At 69.8% G+C, this 19,316-nt stretch carries 21 protein-coding genes; 9 read left to right on the top strand and 12 right to left on the bottom strand.

Going from position 1 to position 19,316, the window contains the following annotated elements; all coding sequences use genetic code 11:
• Window positions 1-4 precede the first annotated feature (4 nt).
• From AC3ANK_RS02210 to AC3ANK_RS02245, 8 genes are all read left to right on the top strand, one after another.
• A complete protein-coding gene (locus AC3ANK_RS02210) occupies window positions 5-1,003 on the top strand; it encodes a ligase-associated DNA damage response exonuclease (RefSeq protein ID WP_484172024.1) in 999 nt (332 codons plus the stop codon).
• On the top strand, window positions 1,000-2,598 hold the full coding sequence (locus AC3ANK_RS02215) for an ATP-dependent DNA ligase (RefSeq protein WP_484172025.1): 1,599 nt from the start codon (window positions 1,000-1,002) through the stop codon (window positions 2,596-2,598). Before AC3ANK_RS02210 ends, AC3ANK_RS02215 begins: the two co-directional genes overlap by 4 nt.
• A 122-nt stretch (window positions 2,599-2,720) precedes the next feature.
• The gene (locus AC3ANK_RS02220; protein WP_484172026.1) at window positions 2,721-2,936 is read left to right on the top strand and encodes a hypothetical protein; all 216 of its coding nucleotides are present in this window, start codon (window positions 2,721-2,723) and stop codon (window positions 2,934-2,936) included.
• A 111-nt stretch (window positions 2,937-3,047) separates the two neighbouring features.
• Window positions 3,048-3,599, top strand: a complete 552-nt coding sequence (locus AC3ANK_RS02225) for a lipocalin family protein (protein ID WP_242524999.1) — start codon at window positions 3,048-3,050, stop codon at window positions 3,597-3,599.
• 69 nt (window positions 3,600-3,668) lie between these two features.
• On the top strand, window positions 3,669-4,085 hold the full coding sequence (locus tag AC3ANK_RS02230) for a hypothetical protein (protein WP_206860172.1): 417 nt from the start codon (window positions 3,669-3,671) through the stop codon (window positions 4,083-4,085).
• Window positions 4,086-4,468: 383 nt separating this feature from the next.
• On the top strand, window positions 4,469-5,374 hold the full coding sequence (gene gnd, locus AC3ANK_RS02235; protein ID WP_484172027.1) for a phosphogluconate dehydrogenase (NAD(+)-dependent, decarboxylating): 906 nt from the start codon (window positions 4,469-4,471) through the stop codon (window positions 5,372-5,374).
• A gap of 86 nt (window positions 5,375-5,460) precedes the next feature.
• The gene (locus tag AC3ANK_RS02240) at window positions 5,461-5,898 is read left to right on the top strand and encodes a hypothetical protein (RefSeq protein WP_484172028.1); all 438 of its coding nucleotides are present in this window, start codon (window positions 5,461-5,463) and stop codon (window positions 5,896-5,898) included.
• 91 nt (window positions 5,899-5,989) lie between these two features.
• Entirely contained in the window at window positions 5,990-6,754 is a 765-nt protein-coding gene (locus AC3ANK_RS02245; RefSeq protein WP_484172029.1) for an N-acetylmuramoyl-L-alanine amidase, read from the top strand.
• A 90-nt stretch (window positions 6,755-6,844) separates the two neighbouring features.
• Here AC3ANK_RS02245 and AC3ANK_RS02250 read toward each other — a convergent pair whose 3' ends face one another.
• On the bottom strand, window positions 6,845-8,134 hold the full coding sequence (locus AC3ANK_RS02250; protein ID WP_484172030.1) for an APC family permease: 1,290 nt from the start codon (window positions 8,132-8,134) through the stop codon (window positions 6,845-6,847).
• A gap of 157 nt (window positions 8,135-8,291) precedes the next feature.
• A complete protein-coding gene (locus tag AC3ANK_RS02255; protein WP_206860167.1) occupies window positions 8,292-8,840 on the bottom strand; it encodes an outer membrane beta-barrel protein in 549 nt (182 codons plus the stop codon).
• Window positions 8,841-9,397: 557 nt separating this feature from the next.
• Here AC3ANK_RS02255 and fnr point away from each other — a divergent pair.
• Complete coding sequence (gene fnr, locus AC3ANK_RS02260; RefSeq protein WP_484172031.1) at window positions 9,398-10,168, top strand: fumarate/nitrate reduction transcriptional regulator Fnr; 771 nt, start codon at window positions 9,398-9,400, stop codon at window positions 10,166-10,168.
• An 18-nt stretch (window positions 10,169-10,186) separates the two neighbouring features.
• Here the strand turns inward: fnr and AC3ANK_RS02265 are convergent, their stop codons facing one another.
• The 10 genes from AC3ANK_RS02265 to ccoN are packed head-to-tail and all read right to left on the bottom strand — an operon-like array spanning window position 10,187 to window position 19,032.
• Entirely contained in the window at window positions 10,187-10,906 is a 720-nt protein-coding gene (locus AC3ANK_RS02265) for a sulfite exporter TauE/SafE family protein (protein ID WP_206860165.1), read from the bottom strand.
• Window positions 10,896-11,084: a cbb3-type cytochrome oxidase assembly protein CcoS gene (gene ccoS / locus AC3ANK_RS02270; RefSeq protein WP_484172032.1), complete on the bottom strand. Its 189-nt coding sequence runs from the start codon at window positions 11,082-11,084 to the stop codon at window positions 10,896-10,898. The genes AC3ANK_RS02265 and ccoS overlap by 11 nt, the downstream gene beginning before the upstream one ends.
• Entirely contained in the window at window positions 11,081-13,492 is a 2,412-nt protein-coding gene (locus AC3ANK_RS02275) for a heavy metal translocating P-type ATPase (RefSeq protein ID WP_484172033.1), read from the bottom strand. The genes ccoS and AC3ANK_RS02275 overlap by 4 nt, the downstream gene beginning before the upstream one ends.
• Window positions 13,489-13,992 (bottom strand): FixH family protein, encoded by a 504-nt coding sequence (locus tag AC3ANK_RS02280; RefSeq protein WP_484172034.1) that lies wholly within the window; start codon window positions 13,990-13,992, stop codon window positions 13,489-13,491. The genes AC3ANK_RS02275 and AC3ANK_RS02280 overlap by 4 nt, the downstream gene beginning before the upstream one ends.
• A 5-nt stretch (window positions 13,993-13,997) precedes the next feature.
• Entirely contained in the window at window positions 13,998-15,551 is a 1,554-nt protein-coding gene (locus AC3ANK_RS02285) for a 4Fe-4S dicluster domain-containing protein (protein ID WP_484172035.1), read from the bottom strand.
• 26 nt (window positions 15,552-15,577) lie between these two features.
• A complete protein-coding gene (locus tag AC3ANK_RS02290) occupies window positions 15,578-15,871 on the bottom strand; it encodes a hypothetical protein (RefSeq protein WP_206860161.1) in 294 nt (97 codons plus the stop codon).
• A 25-nt stretch (window positions 15,872-15,896) separates the two neighbouring features.
• Complete coding sequence (gene ccoP / locus AC3ANK_RS02295) at window positions 15,897-16,829, bottom strand: cytochrome-c oxidase, cbb3-type subunit III (RefSeq protein ID WP_484172036.1); 933 nt, start codon at window positions 16,827-16,829, stop codon at window positions 15,897-15,899.
• Complete coding sequence (locus AC3ANK_RS02300) at window positions 16,826-16,966, bottom strand: cbb3-type cytochrome oxidase subunit 3 (protein WP_206860159.1); 141 nt, start codon at window positions 16,964-16,966, stop codon at window positions 16,826-16,828. Before AC3ANK_RS02300 ends, ccoP begins: the two co-directional genes overlap by 4 nt.
• A gap of 1 nt (window position 16,967) precedes the next feature.
• A complete protein-coding gene (gene ccoO / locus AC3ANK_RS02305) occupies window positions 16,968-17,582 on the bottom strand; it encodes a cytochrome-c oxidase, cbb3-type subunit II (RefSeq protein WP_484172037.1) in 615 nt (204 codons plus the stop codon).
• 10 nt (window positions 17,583-17,592) lie between these two features.
• Window positions 17,593-19,032, bottom strand: coding sequence for a cytochrome-c oxidase, cbb3-type subunit I (ccoN, locus tag AC3ANK_RS02310; RefSeq protein WP_484172038.1), 1,440 nt, complete (start codon window positions 19,030-19,032; stop codon window positions 17,593-17,595).
• Between the last annotated feature and the right edge of the window lie 284 nt (window positions 19,033-19,316).

Here is a 19,316-nt window from a genome sequence, read left to right on the forward strand (position 1 = left end):
GTCGATGGGCGCAGCGCGCGAGCTGGTCGAACCACGCCTCGAAGGGCTGTATTGCGCGGCCGGCGATTTCCACATCGATCCGTGGCTGCCGGTACCGCGCGCGGTGATCACCCACGGCCACGGCGACCACGCGCGCGAAGGCATGGGCGAATACCACTGCACGCCGGGCACGGTGCCGATCCTGCGCTGGCGCCTGGGCGAGCCGCGCATCGTCGGGCACGCGCACGGCGAGACGTTCGACATGGGCGATGCGCGCGTGTCGCTGCATCCGGCCGGACACGTGCTGGGCTCGGCACAGGTGCGCATCGAAGCCGGCGGCGAGGTCTGGGTGGCGTCGGGCGATTACACGCGCCAGCCGGATCCGACCTGCGCGCCGTTCGAGGTCGTGTTCTGCGACGTGTTCATCACCGAGGCCACGTTCGCGCTGCCGGTGTATCGCTGGCCCGGCACGCGCGAGGTCGTGGCCGAAATCGCCCAATGGCGTCGCACGTGCCAGGCGCGCGGCGAGGCGGCGATCCTGTTCTGCTACGCGCTCGGCAAGGCGCAGCGCATCCTCGCGGAACTGGCCGCGTTCGACGAGCCGCCGCCGCTGTTGCACGGCGCGATCGCCGCGGGCGTGGAGGTATATCGCGCGGCGGGCGTGGCGATGGCGGCGACGGAACTGGTGTCCGATCAGCCCGCCCGCGGCGATCACGCGGGGCGTCTCGTGCTCGCGCCGCCGTCGGCCGCGGGCAGTCCGTGGCTGCGGCGGTTCCGTCGCGCGCAGCAGGGGTTCGCGTCGGGCTGGATGCGCATTCGCGGCAATCGCCGGCGGCACAATTTCGATCGCGGTTTCGTGATGTCCGATCACGCCGACTGGCCCGACCTGCTGCGCACCATCGAACAGACCGGCGCGCGGCGCGTGCTCGCCACCCACGGCAGCACCGACGCGCTGGTGCGCACGCTGCGCGAACGCGGCGTCGACGCGCACGCGCTGCGCACCGGATTCGGCGAGGATGCATGAAGCGCTTCGCCGCCCTGTATCGCGAGCTGGACCAGAGCACCGCGACCGGCGACAAGCGCGCGGCGCTGATCGCGTACTTCCGCGACGCGCCGCCGCTCGACGCGGCGTGGGCGTTGTGGCTGCTCGCGGGCGGCAAGCTCTCGCGCATCGCCAACACGCGCGAGTTGCACGAGTGGATCGTCGAGGAAAGCGGTCTGCCCGCCTGGCTGGTGGAGGAAAGCCACGGCCACGTCGGCGATCTCGCCGAGACATTGGCGCTGCTGCTCGACGACCCGGTCGCGCCGCCGCCGGAGCGTTCGCTCGCGCAGTGGATCGAAGGACATCTGCTTCCCGTCGCGAACCAGGCGCCGGAGCTGCGCCGCGGCGCCGTCGTCGAAGGCTGGCGCACGCTGCCGACCGACCAGCGCCTGCTGTTCAACAAGCTGCTCACCGGCGCGCTGCGCGTGGGCGTCTCGCAGCGCCTCGTGCAGCAGGCGCTGGCGGAACTGTCGGGGCTCGACATCGCGCTGATCGCGCAACGCATGCTCGGCGCATGGACGCCGACGCCGCGGTTCCTCGGCGACCTGCTCTCGCCCGGCGTGCTCGAAACCGATCGCCGCCAGCCGTATCCGTTCTTCCTCGCCTCGCCGCTGGAAAGCGCGCCGGACGCGCTCGGGCCCATCGACGACTGGCTGCTGGAATGGAAGTGGGACGGCATCCGCCTTCAGCTGATCCGCCGTTCCGGCGAGATCGCCTTGTGGTCGCGCGGCGAGGAGCGGCTGGATGGTCGCTTTCCCGAAGTCGAAGCCGCCGCGACGCGACTGGCGGAGGACGCAGTGATCGACGGCGAACTGCTCGGCTGGCGCGAAGGCGACCGGCCGCTGCCGTTCACCGCGTTGCAGACGCGCATCCAGCGCCGCAAGCCCGGCGCGAAAACGCTGGGCGACACGCCCGCGCGCGTGCTCGCCTACGACCTGCTCGAACTGCGCGGCGAGGACCTGCGCGAACGTCCGCTGCACGAGCGTCGCGCGTTGCTGGAGCAACTGCTTGCGGGTTTCGAAAGCCGCGTGATCGTCGTGTCGCCGCGCGTGATCGCACGCGACTGGAACGAAGCGGCGGCCCTTCGCGAAGGCGCGCGCGAACGCGGCGTGGAAGGGCTGATGCTCAAGCGGCTGGAGTCGCCGTATCGCACCGGGCGGCGGCGGGGCGACTGGTGGAAGTGGAAGGTCGATCCGCTCACCGTCGATGCGGTGCTGCTGTACGCGCAGCCGGGGTCGGGCCGGCGGAGCACGCTGTTCACCGACTACACGTTCGGCCTGTGGGACGGCGATGCGCTGGTGCCGGTGGCGAAGGCGTATTCGGGCCTGAGCGACGAGGAGATCCTGACGCTGGACCGCTGGATCCGCGCGAACACGATCGAACGCTTCGGCCCGGTGCGTGCGGTGACGCCGCAGCATGTGTTCGAGCTGGGCTTCGAAGCGGTGAATCGCAGCACGCGGCACAAGTCGGGGATCGCCGTGCGGTTCCCGCGCATCCTGCGCTGGCGGCACGACAAGCCGGCGCCGGAAGCGGATCGGCTGGAGACGCTGCGCGCGCTCGGTGATGGCGGGACGTGAGGGTGCCTCGCGCCTCACTCGCGAGCCTTGAATGGCATTCAAGAAAGCCTTCCAGAAACGTCGCTTTTTCGCGCGCCGTCGGCGACGCACGATGGACGCACGTCAAGACAGGGAGTCCCGCCATGAACCTCTTCACCGGTCTGCTGTTCCATCACGGCCACATCCACGACGTGGATCTGGCGATGTCGCTCGCAGGCGTCGACAACGCGCCGACGCAGGAGGAAGCGCGCAGGCGTGCACGCGAGGCGCGCCTGGAACGCCGCCGCCGTCGCGCCACCTTCCACAGCCACGCGGTGTCGTCGGTGTGCGGCACGACGGCGTTGTCGCCGTTCCGCTGAGCTTCGCCCCCCGAAGCGGGCGCCTTCGGTCGCACCGGGCCGCGCACGACCGCTCACGCGGAAACGACACGGCCACGGTGACCCTGCAGGTCCAGGCGATGAGGACCTGCCATGCCGCGATCCCGAATGCCGTTCGTGTCCGCGCTCGTGCTGCTGGTCGCGCTCGCCGCGCCCGTGCGCGCGCAGGAGCAGGTCAACGTCCCGGTCGAGGCGCTCGACCTGCAGCGCTACAGCGGCCTCTGGCACGAGATCGCGCATCTGCCGATGTTCTTCCAGCGCCAGTGCGTGGGCGACATCACCGCGACCTACACGCCCAACGCCGATGGCACCGTCGGCGTGCGCAACGCGTGCCGCACGAAGGACGGCACGACCGACGTTTCCGACGGCATCGCGCGCCCGGTCGAAGGCAGGCCCGGCGCGCTGGAAGTGCGCTTCGCGCCCGACTGGCTCGCGTGGCTGCCGATGACCTGGGCGGATTACTGGGTGATCGACCTGGATCCGCAGTATCAGTGGGCCGTCGTCGGCGGGCCGGATCGCGAGCACCTGTGGATCCTCTCCCGCCAGCCCGAGATGAACCGCGCGCTGTTCCAGCGTCTGAAGGCGAACGCGGCGATGAAGGGCTACAACCTGCGCGAGCTCAAGGTGATGGCGCCGCTTCGCTGAACGGGCGGATCGCGACGCCCCCGGCGACGCGAACGGCCTAGAATGCGCGCCCCGGTCCCGAGTGATTCCATGTCCCGCAATTCCAAGGCCAAACGCGACGCCCGCAAGAAGAAGGAGCCGGGCCGGCCGATCCGCCGCCTCGGCGCGGCGTTGCAGCCGCATGCGCAGCTGCTCGATGCCGACGACGCGGCGATCGGCGGCGTGGGCTGGCGCGATGGCGAATGGCTGCTGGTGCTCGGCGGCCAGGTCGCCGCGCGCAGCGACAGCGCCGCGATGGCGCTGGCGATGCTGCGCCACGTCGTCGCCGTGCAGGAGCGCGCCGGGCGCGAACTGCGCCTGGAGGCTTCGCCGCCGCTGCTCAACGCCGCGGCACGCGAGGCGGCGGCGGTGGGGCTGACGCTGGAGGAGCACCTCGCGGCGCTGGAGCAGGAGCGGATGGAGCGCGATCCGGTGGTGCCTTCGGCGGCACCGTCGTTGCCGCATTGAGTGCGGCGGATGGCCTGAAGCTCTTCTCCTTCCCCTGCTTGCAGGGGGAGGTTGGGAGGGGTGTGACGCGGGATGGCGCCGAGCTGGTGCGCGGTCCCAGCTTTTCGATTCTGTTTCTTCCGTTGCGGCGCTGAAGCTCGCCGCTGTCGCGGCTTCGCACCCTCCCCAACCGCGCGGCCGCCGGGCATGGCCCGATGGCGTTCGTCGGCATGCGCGCAAGCGTCCCTCCCCGCCCCTTCAAGCAGGGGCAGCAACAGCGCGCAGGCCCGGCTCGTCGGCCCTTTCACACGCGCTTAGCACACATCCCCAAGGATGAACTGCGCCCGCGCATGCGCCATCCTGTCGCCACCGCGGCGCATCGGCCGCCTGTCATCGGAGTCGGCATGGAACTGGGCATGATCGGATTGGGCCGCATGGGCGCGAACATGGCGCAGCGGCTCGTGCGCAACGGGCATCGCGTGGTGGGCTTCGATCCCGGCGCGCAGGCGCGCGATCGCGCCGCGCAGGGCGGCATCGAGCCGGTGGACTCGCTCGCGTCCCTGCTCGACCGCCTCCCCGCGCCGCGCGTGGTGTGGATGATGGTGCCGGCCGGCGATCCGGTGGACCGCACCATCGCCGACCTGCTGCCGCAGCTGTCGCGCGGCGACACCCTCGTCGATGGCGGAAATTCGTTCTACAAGGACACGATGCGCCGCGCGCGCATGCTCGCCGAACACGGCATCGCCTACGTCGATTGCGGCACCAGCGGTGGCGTGTGGGGATTGAGCGAAGGCTACAGCCTGATGATCGGCGGAGAGGACGGGCCAGTGGAGCGGCTGCGGCCGGTGTTCGAAGCGCTTGCGCCGGCGACGGATCGCGGCTGGGGCCACGTCGGCCCGAGCGGCGCCGGCCACTTCACCAAGATGGTCCACAACGGCATCGAATACGGAATGATGCAGGCCTACGCCGAAGGCTTCGCGATCCTGCACAAGCGTGCGGACTTCGCGCTGGACCTCGCGCAGATCGCGCAGATCTGGCGCCACGGCAGCGTGGTGCGTTCGTGGCTGCTCGATCTCAGCGCGAACGCGCTGGAGGAGAATCCGACGCTGGCCGGCATCGCGCCCTACGTTTCCGATTCCGGCGAAGGCCGCTGGACGGTGGCCGAAGCCATCGAGCTGGACGTTTCCGCGCCGGTGATCACGCTCTCGCTGCTGGAGCGGCTGCGTTCGCGCGAGGACGATTCGTTCGCCGACAAGCTCCTCGCGGCGATGCGCGCGCAGTTCGGCGGGCATGCGATCAAGCGGGAATGAACGCCGCCGGTCGGCGGAATGCGTGATGCAGCGCGACATCGGTCTAGTCTTGTCGCCGCGTTACGGCTACCGCCAGGGAGATCGACATGACGACCGCCACGATGACCTCGCGTCCGATCAGCTACTGGCTGATCGCCATCTTCGCGCTGCTTTGGAACCTGCTCGGCGTCGGAGCGTTCCTCATGCAGGTGCTCGCCACGCCGGAGCAGCTCGCGATGATGCCGCCGGAACAGCGCCAGCTGCACGACGCGACGCCGGCATGGTTGCAGGTGCCGTACGCGCTGGCCGTGTTCGGCGGCGTGCTCGGCGCGATCGGGCTGCTGGCGAAGAAGCGCTGGGCGATCGGCTTCTTCCTGCTCTCGCTGGTCGCACTGGTGGTGCAGGTGCTGGGCACCTTCATCGCGACGCCGGCATGGACCGTGCTCGGGCCGGCGGCGCTGACGATGCCGGTCGTGCTGCTGGCGATCGCGCTGTTCCTGCTGTGGTATTCGCGCCGTGCGGCGGCGCGCGGCTGGCTGGGCTGATCCGGCAACGCGGTCGGACGGGCGACGCGTGATAACGCCGGGTGCGGGCCTGCCTATACTCGCCGCGTTCCCATCGAGCCGCTCCCGACCGATGCATCGATTCGCGCCTGCCCTGCTGATCGCCGCGCTCGCCGGCTGCGCAACGACGCCACCGCCCGAGCGGAACCCGCTCGCGGCGTGGCGTCCTTCGGCCAATCACGATCCGCGCGGCGCGGTGATGATCGTGCTGCACCAGACGGAGATGGAGAGCGCGGAAGCGGCGCTGCTCACGCTGCAGACGCGCAATTCCGGCGGTCGCGTGAGCGCGCATTACCTCATCGGCGACGACGGCGCGCTGTACCAGCTCGTCGCCGAAGGCGAGCGCGCATGGCATGCGGGCGCCTCGCGCTGGGGGGGTGTGAGCGACCTGAATTCGGCGTCGATCGGCATCGAGCTGGACAACGACGGCGTGGAGCCTTTCAGCCAGGCGCAGGTCGCCGCGCTGATCCGCCTGCTCGACGACATCACCTCGCGGCTCGACATTCCCCGGCACCTGGTGATCGGGCACGGCGACATCGCGCCGACGCGCAAGCGCGATCCCGGCGTGCTGTTCCCGTGGAAGCAGCTGGCCGATGCCGGCCATGGCTTGTGGCCACGTGCGCAGCTCGTGCCCGCACCGGCCGGCTTCGATGCGTGGGCGGCGCTGCGCCTGGTCGGCTACGACCTGCGCGATCCCGACGCGGCGCTGCGCGCGTTCCATCGCCATTACCGCGGCAACGAGGAAGCCCGGTGGTTGCCGGGCGATGCGGAGATCCTGTTCGACCTGCAACGGCAGTTGATGGCGATGCCGGAGCCAGCATCGACGCCTGCGCCGTGACGAGCCCCGGGTGCGCTTCGCTTACCCGGGCTACAAGAGCCACGCCGCTGTCGTAGCCCGGGTAAGGCCGGAGGCCGCACCCGGGACGCATCACCGTCTGCGAAACCGATACACCACCGCGCCGATCAGCAACGCGATCGCCGCCGCGATCAGATTCTCCACCTGCGCGCTCGCCAGCAGTGCGAGGCTCAACGCGATCGCCGCGACCGGAATCAGCGCGCCGCCGGGCAGGCGCAGCGCATCGGCGCGATCACCGTGCCGATGGCGCAGCACCAGCACCGATCCGGCGGTGCCCAGGTACGTGCACAGCCGCGACACCACCGACAGCAGCGCCAGCTGCACGAACGAACCCGACAGCGCGAGCATGAGCGACACCACGCCGATCAGCACGATCGCCACGGTCGGCGTGCGGAAACGCGGATGGATCGCGCCGAGCCAGCGCGGCCCGTAGCCGTCCTGCGACAGCGCGAGCAGGTAGCGCGGCGCCATCAGCACGGTGTTGCTGCTGGTGCCCAGGATCGACACGCTCGCGCCAACCGTCATCAGCAGCGCGAGCCATTCGCCGGAGAAACGCGAGGCCGCCTGCGCGAGCGGCGTCGTCGAATGCGCGAGGCCGGGCAGGGTGCCGAGCGCGACCCATTGCACGCTCACGTACACGAGCGTGACGGTGGCGATCATCGTCAGCAACGCGAACGGCACGTCGCGACGCGGATCGCGGTATTCGCCGGCCGCGGCGGGCAGGTTCTCGAAGCCGGCGTAGGCGAACAGCAGCAACAGCGCCGCCTCGGCGAGCGGGCGCGCGGTCAGCGGCACATCCATCGGCGCGGCGAGCGCGGCGTCGACGTGGAACGCGCCGATCGCGACGAACAACGCCAGCGGCACCAGTTTGCCGATCGCCAGCAGCACGCCCGCGTTCGCCGCCGCGCGCACGCCGGCCACGTTGATCGCCACCAGCAAGCCGAGCGAACCGGTGACGATCGACACGCGCGCCCAGCCCGCGTCGGCCGCGGGCCAGAAATGCGTGACCGCTTCGGCGAGCCCGTTCGCCAGCGCCGCCGCCGTCGCCACGCGCGTGAGCAGCAGCATCCAGCCGACTTCGAAACCGATGAACGGACCGAACGCCTCGCGTGCGTACAGATAACCGCCGCCGGGCGCATCGAAGTAACTCGCCGCCTGCGCGTAGCACAGCACCAGCAGGCTCACCGCGAAACCGGCGAGCAGCACGGCCCACAGGCTCGCCGGCCCGAGCAGCGCCGCGGCGGCGGCCGGCAGCAGGTAGATGCCGCTGCCGATCACGTCGTTGATCGACAGTCCCACGATCTGCCATCGGCTGACCGCGCGCAGCGTGCCGGGTGAAGCGTCGGGCTGGTCCAAGGGCATGGTCCATGGTCGGCCAGCGCCGAGAGTAATACGGGGAATGAGCGGAGAGGAACGAGGAACCCGTGGAGAGGAACGAGAAACCAGTCGATGCGGCAAACGAAAAACGAGCGGGTTTCCCCACTCGTTTCCCGTTCCTCACTCCTGGTCGCCGGGCGTATCAGAAGTCGTAACGCACCTGGATCTGCGCCAGGTCCAGATCGGTGTCCTCGACCTCGAAGCGGCTGTACTCGCCGCGCAGCGCGACGTTGTCGGTGAAGCGGTACTGCACGCCCAGGCCGTAGGTCGGGTCGGTGCCGTTGTCGTCGGTGTTACCGACGATGGACGGAATCGAACGGTCCAGGTCCCAGCGCTGGAAACCGGCCTTCGCGTAGGCGGAGAAGCGGTCGGTGATCGGCACCGTGCCCACGGCGGTCAGGTAGACCGAGCTGGCTTCCAGCGGCGTGCCGGTGCCGCGCGGCTCGAGCTTGCCGAAGTCGGCATAGCCGGCTTCCAGGCCGAAATAGCGGTTGAACTGGTAGCCGCCGAAGACCGAGTACGCGGTGTCCTCGTCGTCGTAGGCGCCTTCGTCGACATACGACTGGCCCACGCCCGCACCGGCGTAGAACCCCTTGTCCGCGGCCTGCGCGCCGAAGGCGGCGGCGCTGGCGACCACGGCGACCAGGGCGGTGGAGAGCAGCTTGTTCTTGTAGGTGTTGTGCTTCTTCATTGCGAATCGACTCCTGCATGCGCGCCGCGAAGTGGGGGAGGGAGCGGCGCTTTTCGTGCGACGGGTCCTGGCGGAATGCCTGGGCGGCCATCGCTGCACGAAGGAGATGGGCGTTGCATCCGGGGAACAAAGGCCGGACTTCGGGGAAACACTGTCCCGCGACTGGAACTTTCGACGCGATCTTTGCCGGATATGGCGGCAAGGTCATGCGCGCGGTCGTCCGGGGCCGCGATGCTCGCGATGCCGCGTCCATGCGACGCCGAACGCGGACGCGATCACATTCCAGCCACGGGCAAGCAGAAAAGCCGCAGGGGCGGGTTAAGCGCACGTGCACGCGCGGCCCGCGATCACGCGCAGGTTCATGCGTGGCGGCGCACAGTGCGCTCGCGATGATTCGCCGTCCTGTTCCCGGCGGCATCGCGAGCCTCGGAAGAGGGCGGAACCTCGGGTGTGTGGCGCGAAAGGCGGCTTCGGCCGCCTTTCGCTTGCGTGCATGGACAATACGCCCCGGGGTCAGCGCCACGACTGCACGATCGGGCATGCGACAATGGCGCACGATGAACAGTCCCGCTCCCCTGGATCTCGCGCATCTTCGTCGCAGCTGTTCGCAGTGCTCGCTGCAGCAGCTCTGCCTGCCGGCGGGCATCAGCGGGCCTGAACTCGATCGCCTGGACGACATCGTCCGCCGTCGCCGCACCATCAATCGCGGCGAACGGCTGTTCCGCATCGGCGATACCCTTTCCTCGGTCTACGTCGCCCGTGACGGCGCGTTCAAGACCGTCACGCTGAGCGAGGACGGCGACGAACAGGTGCTCGGTTTCCATCTGCCCGGCGAACTGATCGGGCTGGACGCGCTGGGCGGCGGCTCGCATCGCTGCGAGGCGGTCGCGCTGGGCGATGCGAACGTGTGCGAAGTCCCGTTCGACCAGCTCACCGACGTCGCCGCGCAGTTGCCGGGCCTGCAGCAGCAGCTGCTGCGCGTCATCGGGCACAGCCTCAATCGCGACCACGACCACATGGGCATGCTGGTGCGCAGGCAGGCGAACGAGCGCATCGCGCTGTTCCTGCACGGACTGGGCGAGCGCTTCCGTCAGATCGGCCAGTCGCCGACGCAGTTCAAGCTGCCGATGAGCCGCGAGGACGTCGCGCGTTACCTCGGCCTCGCGCTGGAAACGGTGAGCCGCGGCTTCACGCGCCTGCAGGAGGATGGCGTGATCGACGTGCACGGCCGCCGCGTGGAGGTCCTCGACATGGACGAACTCAAGCGCCTGGCGCACGGCATCGAGGAAGAAACCCCGCGCGCGCGCCGCACGCGCAGCGCGTCGTAGGCGGCGGGGTTTCCGACCTCACGCCGTCGGCGCGACGCAGCCCAGCGCGGACAGTACCGCGTGCAGTTGCGGGACCTGCATCAGCCACGGCGCCGATAGCGTCAGCAATCCCGCCACCATCACCAGCGCCGCGCCGGCATTGCGCCAGCGCGTCTGCAGCCAGCGCCCCAGGCGCGCGCCGCTCCAGGTCAGCGGCAGCATCACCGGCAGCGTGCCGAGGCCGAAGGCGAGCATCGTCAGCGCGCCGTTGATCGCGCTCGCCTGCAGCCACGCCGCGGCGAGCAGCGTGGTGCTCAGCCCGCACGGCAGCCAGCCCCAGAGCACCGCCAGGCCGATGCGCCTGGCGCGCGAATCCGCCGGCAGCAGCCGCTGCTGCAGCGGACGCAGCCACGCCCACATGCGCGCGCCGGGACCGCCGAGCGCCGACAGCCGTCCGGTCCGATCGAACAGGCGCAGCGCGACGACGACGAGCACCAGCCCGACCAGCATGCGCAGCGCGGTCGCGAGCCCGTCCATGCGCGCGACGCCGACGATGCCGTGGCCGAGGCCGCCGGCGATCGCGCCCGCGATGACGTAGCCACCCACGCGCGCGAGATTCGCTTCCAGCGCCGGTGCGATCGAGCGCTTGCCCGTGACGGAAAACCCCGTCGCGATGCCGCCGCACATCGCCGCGCAGTGCGCGCCGCCGAGCAGTCCGCTGAGCGATGCGGCGCCGAGCGTGAGCCAGTCAACCGCCATCGCGCACCTCATCGCGCGCATCGCCGGGCTGCACGGGCTGCGGGTCCTCACGCAGGATGTCGATGGCCGGGGTGTCCAGGTCGTCGAACTGGCCGCGACGCACCGCCCACACGAAGGAAGCGATCGCGATGCCCAGCAGTACCAGGCTGATCGGGACGAGCAGCAGCAGGATGTTCATGCGGTCCTCCGCGAAGTGCGTTCGCGCCGGCCCAGCCGCAGCGCGTTGAGGGTGACCAGCAGCGAGGAACCGGCCATGCCGAGCGCGGCGATCCACGGCGTGACATGGCCGGTCGCGGCGAGCGGGATCGCCAGCACGTTGTAGCCCAGCGCCCAGGCGAGGTTCTGCCGCACGATGCGCTGCGTGCGCCGTGCCAGCACGATCGCCTGCGGCACGCGCAGCAGCGACGGACTGGTCACGACGAAGTCCGCCGCGCGTTGCGCGAGCGCGGCGCCCTCGGCCATCGCCAGCGACACGTCGGCGCCGGCGAGCACGGGCGCGTCGTTCAGACCGTCGCCGACCATTGCGACGATCTCGCCGCGCGCCTGCGCCTGGCGCACGCGTTCGAGCTTCTGCTCGGGCGACTGCCGCGCATGGAACGCATCGATGCCGACCTGCCGCGCGAAGCCCGCCACGGGATCGCCCGCGTCGCCGCTGCACAGTTCGACCGCGACGCCGGCTTCCCGCAGCGCGGCCACGGCTTCGCGCGCGCCTTCCCGCATCGTTTCGCGCACGGTGATGCGCGCGAACCCGCGAGCGCCGTCGCCGAGCCACAGCGCGCCGTCGTCCGCGCGCGCGGCGGCGAAATCGGCGCGGCCGAGCCGCCACCGCGTCCCGTCCACGTCGCCTTCGATGCCGCAACCGGCCACCGCGTGCACGCCGTGCGCGACGCGATCGGAGTCGACGTGCGCGAACGCCTGCGCGAGCGGATGCGCACTGCCGCGTTCGAGCGCCGCGACGATCGACAATGCCGTCGCGGCGTCGATGCGCTCGAACGTCGCGACGCGATCCAGTTCCGGCCGGCGGTTGCTGAGCGTGCCGGTCTTGTCGAGCACGACGCGATCGACCCGGGCGAGCGTCGACAGCGCGTCCTCGCGCACGCCCAGCACGCCGATCCGCGCGAGCGCGCCGTGCGCGGTGGTCAGCGCGGTCGGGATCGCCAGCGACAGTGCGCACGGGCAGCTCACCACCAGCAGGGCGAGCGTGATTTCCAGTGCGCGCGCGGGATCGTGCACGTGCCACCACGCGAACGTGCCCGCCGCGCACACCAGCAGCGCGACGACGAAGCCGCCGGCCACGCGTTCGGCCGCGCGCGCCAGCTGCGGGCGCGTGGACTGCGCCTGTTCGACCAGGCGGGTGAGCTGCGACAGTCGCGTGTCGCTGCCGGTGCGCACCACGCGCAGGCGCGCCGACCGCTCGCGGCAGATGCTGCCCGCCAGCGCGGGTTCGCCGGCGTCGCGACGCACCGGGGTGGATTCGCCGGTGATCAGCGCTTCGTCGAACGATGCGGCGCCGTCGAGCAGCACGCCGTCGGCGGGTACCGCTTCGCCGGCGGCGACGCGCAGGACGTCGCCGACGGCGATGTCGCCCAGCGGAATCTGTTCGGCGCCGCCGTCGGCCTTCTCGCGCACGGTGAGCGCGGGGCGCGCACGCGCGAGCGCGTCGACCTGCGCGCTGGCGACGCCGCGCGCGCGCTGTTCGAACATGCGCGCCACCAGCAACAGCAGCACGAACATCACCGCCGCGTCGTACCAGACGTGGGTGCCGCCGCGCAGGGTTTCCACGAGGCTTGCGATGTAGGCGAGCAGCGTGGAGCCGGCGATCAGCGTGTCCATGCCGAGGCGGCGGCCGCGCAGTTCGCGCCACATGCCTTCCAGGAACGGCCATCCCGAATAGAACACCACCGGCGTGGACACCAGGAAGGTGATCCAGCGGAAGAAATCGCGCGTGGCGACCGGCATCTGCTGCGTGGTGTCCAGGTACAGCGCCTCGGCGAACATCATCGCCTGGATCGCGCCGAGGCCCGCCACGCCCAGGCGCATCAGCCAGCGGCGGCGCTCGCGACGCTGCGCCTGTTCGCGTGCTTCGCCGGTCGCAAGCCACGGGCGATAGCCGAGCGCGGACAGGCGCTGCATCAGCGTGGACAGCGCGACGCGCTGCGGATCCCACGACACCACGATGCGGCCGGTGACGGCATTCGCGCCGGCGTCGAGCACGCCCGGCTGGCGGCGCAGGGCGCGATCGATCAGCCACGCGCACGCGGCGCAGCGCATCGCGTCGGTGAGCACGGTGATCTCGCGTCCTCCGGGCACGATGCGGCTGTGTTCGGCGAGCACGACGTCGCGATCCCAGGCGCCGAAGTCGGCGGCGTCGGCCTGAACGCGGCTGGCGGGCGAGGTGCGCAGCGCGTAGTAATCGCCGAGCGCGGCTTCGCGGATCCACGAGGATGCCGCCGCGCAGCCATTGCAGCAGAACGCGCGGTCGCCGTCGCGGATCGCATCGGGCGCGAGCGCCTCGCCGCAGTGGTGGCAGAGGCCGAGCCCGGCGGCGTGCGTTTCGCGAAGTGGCAGCGCCGCGTCCATCGTCATTCGTCGCGCAGCGCCGGACCAAGGTGCGCCGCGCCCTGTCCGGCGATCAGCCGGCCGCGCAGACGCCATCGTGTGTCGGCAGGCGCGAGTTGCAGCAGCCAGTCGTGATCGAGCGGCAGCGCGAGGTCGGCGTGCCAGCCCAGTTCGCTCGGGCGAAGTTCGACGCTGCGGTCCAGGGTCGCGTCGCTCGGATGCGAGAGCACCAACGTCAGCGGCACGTCGCGCGGCACCTCGCCGCTGGAGAACGCGCCGCCGACCGGCAGCAGTTCGAGGCCCTTCGCATCGACATGCATCACGGCGGAGAGCTTCATCGACTGCGCGCGTTCGTCCGGCCCGAGTTCGGTCGTCTGGATCTGCGCGGTGCGCTGCACGGTGTCGATCACCGCGTCGTCGCCGCCGCTGCGCACCGAGATCACCACCAGGCCGACGCCGGCCACGATCGACAGCACCGGCAGGCCGATCACCAGCCACATCACCGGATTGCGGGTTTTCGCGGCCATGCCCATCACATCGGTCCGAAGAAGGTCGATTCGACCGACGCGCTTGCGGCGCCGTCGACGCGTTCGACATGGAAGGTCACCGCCTGCTTGCCGCGCACGTGCGACGGCGCGGCCAGCACCAGCGGCAGGTTCAGCACCTGCTCGGCGCCGGCGTCGATGGTCTGCACGCCGTCGCGAAGCTCGATGCCCGCCGGCGCTTCGACGCGGATGCGGAAGGAGCGCGGCGCCACGTCCTTGTTGACGAGCTTGAGCGTGTAGGTGTTCTCGATGCGCTGCGCGGCGGTCTCGCGGTACAGCGCGTTGCGGTCGCGCAGCACCTCGGCGATCAGTGGGCTGCGATGGCCGATGCCCCACGCCCACGCCACGCACAACGCCAGCAGCAGCGTGCCGTAGAGCAGCACGCGCGGGCGCGCCACGCGCGTGGGCCTGCCGTCGATGGCGTTCTGCGTGGAATAGCGGATCAGGCCGTTCGGGTAGCCCATCTTCTGCATCACCGAATCGCAGGCGTCGATGCATGCGCCGCAGGCGATGCACTCGTATTGCAGGCCGTTGCGGATGTCGATGCCGGTGGGGCAGACCTGCACGCAGATCGTGCAGTCGATGCAGTCGCCGAGTTCTTCCGGCGCGAACTTCGGCAGCGGTTCGGCGGTCAGGCCCACGTCGGTGACCGCGGTGGTGCCGGCGGCGCCGAGCGCGACCGCGTTGCCCTGGCGCGCGGCGCGGAACACGTAGTCGTACGCGGTGGCCGGGTCGAGCAGGCCGCGCGCGCGTTCGAGCACGCTGGCCAGGCCGCGCTTGCGCGGGCCGCGCGGTTCGCCGCGCATCGGGTCGTAGGCGATGATCAGCGTGTCGCGGTCGAACATCGCGCTCTGGAAGCGCGCATACGGGCACATGTACTTGCAGACCTGTTCGCGCAGGAAGCCCGCGTTGCCCCAGGTCGCCAGGGCGTAGAACAGCACCCAGAAGGTTTCCCAGCCGCCCCAGCCCGGTGGATTGCCGAGGAACGGCACGCGCGCGGCCAGCTCCGTGATCGGCGTGAAGAAGCCCACGAACGTGAAGCCGGTCCACAGCGCGAACAGCAGCCACAGCACGTGCTTGCCGCCCTTGCGCAGCAGTTTCTCGCCGCTCCACGGCGCCGCGTCGAGCTTCATGCGCGCGTTGCGGTCGCCTTCGGTCCAGCGCTCCATCCACAGGAACACTTCCGTCCACACCGTCTGCGGGCACGCATAGCCGCACCACAGGCGCCCGGCGATGGCGGTGAAGAAGAACAGCGACAGGCCGGCGATGATCATCAGCACCGCGAGCAGGAAGAAATCCTGCGGCCAGAAGTTCAGCCCGAACACGTAGAACTTGCGCGCCGGCAGATCGAACAGCACCGCCTGTCGCCCGTCCCAGCGCAGCCACGGGAACACGTAGAACATGCCCAGCAGCACCACGACCGCGACGTTGCGCCACGTCTGGAACGTGCCGCTGACGCTGCGTGGATAGATCTTCCGCTCGCTGACGTACAGAGCGTTGCCGCCGTCGTCGAGCAGGTCGATCTCGATCTTCTTGTTCATTGCGGTTCTTCGTCGACTCGTCGGTGTCACTCGGGTCGCAGCGGCCCGTTGAAGCGGCTGGCCGGACGCAGCAGCACCCAGGTGAAGGCGCTGGAGCCGGCGGTGGCCAGCCAGAACATGAAAAAGCCCAGGCTGTACCCGAGCGTGCGTGTCATCGGCAGGTGCGGGAAGGTCATGTCGCGCAGCGCGATCGGATCGACGAAGGCGAAGAACACCATCGTCGCCACGCAGGCGGCGAAGAAGCTCGGCCAGAGGATCGCCCCGAGCCGCTGCGAGAGCGGTCGGGGCGGGTGGTCGAAGCGCGGTGTGGGCTGGCTCATGACGGCTTGCTCACCTCGTGAAGGTTCAGCGCGTGGCGGTGGCCGGGGGCTTGTCGGGGTGCGAGAGCGACCAGACGTAGGCCGCGGCCAGGCGCGAACGGGTTTCGCCCAGCGTGGTGCGCCATGCGGGCATCACGCCGTGGCGGCCGTGCTCGATCGTCTGGCGCAGGCTTTCGCTGGTATTGCCGTAGAGCCAGTAGTCGTCGGTCAGGTCGGGCGCGCCCATCGCGGTGTTGCCCTTGCCGTCCACGCCGTGGCACGCGATGCACACGCCGTTGTAGAGGCTCTTGCCCTGCGCGGCCATGTAGTTGTTCTGCATGCTGTCCGGGTCGGAGAGCGTGCGGACGTAAGCGACCACGTAATCCACCGCGTTGTCGCCGCCCATGCCGGTGAGCACCTTGCCCCATTCGGGCATCACGCCTTCGCGGCCTTCCATCACCGAATGCAGCACGTCATCCGGCGTGCCGCCCCAATGCCACACCTGGTCGGTGAGGTTGGGATAGCCGATCGCCCCCTGCGCGGTGGAGCCGTGGCAGGTCGCGCAGGTGTTGTTGAAGATCGAGCGACCCAGCGCGACGGCCTTCGGGTCGCGCGCGATGGTGTCGATCGACTTGCCCGCGTACGGCGCGAAGGCCGCTTCGAGCTTCGCGTCGTCGCGCGCCTTGTCCGACGCCTGCTCCTTCGCCGAGGTCCACCTGCTCATGCCTGCGTACGCGCCCAGGCCCGGGAACCAGATCAGGTAGCCCACCGCGAAGACGATGGTGATGTAGAACAGGTTCACCCACCACTTCGGCATGGGCTTGTTGTATTCGGTGAGGTTGCCGTCCCACACGTGGCTGGTGTCGGTGGGGGCGGGATCGCCCGGCCGGCGCTTGCCGGTCCACCAGATCAGCCAGAGGCAACCAAACAGATTGATCACGACGATCGCGATCACATAGATCGACCAGCCGGTGGTCATTGCCGTGTCTCCCGGTCTTCATCGAGCGGCATGCGTGCAGCCGCGTCGAATTCCTTCTTGCGCTTCGGGCTCCAGGCCCACACCCAGCCGGCGACGAACAGCACCAGCAGGACGGTCGTGACGATTCCGGACACCATGTCAGCCTCCCCTCGGAGCGTGGCGGCCCAGGCCCTGCAGGTAGGCGACGACCGCATCGAGTTCGGTCTTGCCGTCCACCGCGGCCGGCGCGCCGGCGACGTCTTCGGCGCTGTACGGATCGCCGATGGTCCTGAGCGCCTTCATGCGCTGCTGCACCTGTTCGCCGTCGACCTTCGCCTCGGCGAGCCAGGGGAAGCCGGGCATGTTCGATTCGGGCACGACGTCGCGCGGGTTCATCAGGTGCACGCGGTGCCAGTCGTCGGAATACCGGCCGCCCACGCGCGCCAGATCCGGCCCGGTGCGCTTGGAACCCCACTGGAACGGGCGGTCGTAGACCGACTCGCCGGCGAGCGAGTAGTGGCCGTACCGCTCGGTTTCGAAGCGCAGCGTGCGCACCATCTGCGAATGGCAGTTGTAGCAGCCCTCGCGGACGTAGACGTCGCGTCCGGCGAGTTCGAGCGCGGGGTAGGGCTTGACGCCCGGGAGCGGCGTGATCGCCTCGGCCTGGTACATCAGCGGAACGATTTCCGCCAACCCGCCGAAGGAGACCGCGACGGCGATCAGCACCGCCATCAGGCCGACGTTGGTTTCGACTTTCTCGTGTGAATGGCTCATGTCGTCGACCTCAGGCGTGCGCGCTCGCGGCGTCGGGCGGCAGCACCGGCGTGGGTGCCAGTTCGCGCGCCTGCTGCCAGGTGCGGATGACGTTCCAGGCCATGACGACCATGCCGCTCAGCACGATCAGGCCGCCGAGCAGCCGGCCCAGGTAGTAGGGATAGGTGGCGTTGAGCGCTTCGACGAAGCTGTAGGTCAGCGTGCCGTCTTCGTTGGTCGCGCGCCACATCAGGCCCTGCATCACGCCTGCGATCCACATCGAGACGATGTAGAACACCACGCCGACGGTGTGCAGCCAGAAGTGCAGGTCGATCGCCTTCACCGAATGCATCCGCGTCTGGCCGAGCAGGCGCGGCAGCATCGCGTAGACCGCACCGATGGAGATCATCGCCACCCAGCCCAGCGCGCCGGCATGCACGTGGCCGACGGTCCAGTCGGTGTAGTGCGACAGCGAGTTGACCGTCTTGATCGACATCATCGGACCTTCGAAGGTCGCGATCATGTAGAACGACACCGCCACGATGAGGAACTTCAGGATCGGATCGGTGCGCAGCTTGTCCCACGCGCCGGAGAGCGTGAGGATGCCGTTGATCGCGCCGCCCCAGCTGGGCGCCAGCAGCACCAGCGAGAACACCATGCCCAGCGACTGCGCCCAGTCCGGCAGCGCGGTGTACTGCAGGTGGTGCGGGCCGGCCCACATGTACACGGCGATCAGCGCCCAGAAGTGCACGATCGACAGCCGGTACGAATACACCGGGCGATTGGCCTGCTTGGGGACGAAGTAGTACATCATCCCGAGGAAGCCCGCGGTCAGGAAGAAGCCCACCGCGTTGTGCCCGTACCACCACTGCGCCATCGCGTCGACCGCGCCGGTGTAGAGCGAGTACGACTTGCCCCAGCCGGCCGGCATCGCCATGTTGTTGACGATGTGCAGCAGCGCGATGGTGATGATGAAGGCGCCGTAGAACCAGTTGGCGACGTAGATGTGCTTGACGCGGCGCTTCACGATCGTGCCGAAGAACACCACCGCGTAGGCCACCCACACCAGGGTGATCAGGATGTCGATCGGCCATTCCAGCTCGGCGTATTCCTTGCCTTGCGTGAGGCCCATCGGCAGCGTGATCGCCGCCGCCACGATGACCGCCTGCCAGCCCCAGAAGGTGAAGGCCGCCAGCTTGTCGAACGCCAGCCGCACATGGCAGGTGCGCTGCACGATGTGGTAGCTGGTGGCGATCAGCGCGCAGCCGCCGAAGGCGAAGATCACCGCGTTGGTGTGCAACGGCCGCAACCGGCCGTAGCTCAGCCACGGGATGTCGAAGTTGAGCGCCGGCCAATACAGCTGGGCGGCGATGAACACGCCGACCGCCATGCCGACGATGCCCCAGACCACCGTCATCGCGGTGAACTGGCGCACGATCTTGTCGTTATAGGTTTCTGGTTGGGTATGCATGATGGACACTCCCGAGCGGCAGGGCCGGGGTCGGCGGCATGTTAGGAACCCGTTCATGCGCCGCGCTTGATTTCGATCAAAGCGTCGGCTACGGCATTCAAGCGCAACCGGGCGGGGCCGGCCGACCGTTCGGCGGCTGAGCCCGTTCAGGGTTCCGGGGGGAGGTCGGAAGGGGGGCGCGCAGTACCGCGCGGGGATCAGGACCAGATGGGTACGATCGCCCAGAAGGGCTGGTCGCGATGGAAGTCGGTCCCAGGCTGCCGCTAGGGCGGCCCCGGGCTGCG

The organism is Lysobacter sp. SCRH-1R (genome assembly GCF_057747855.1).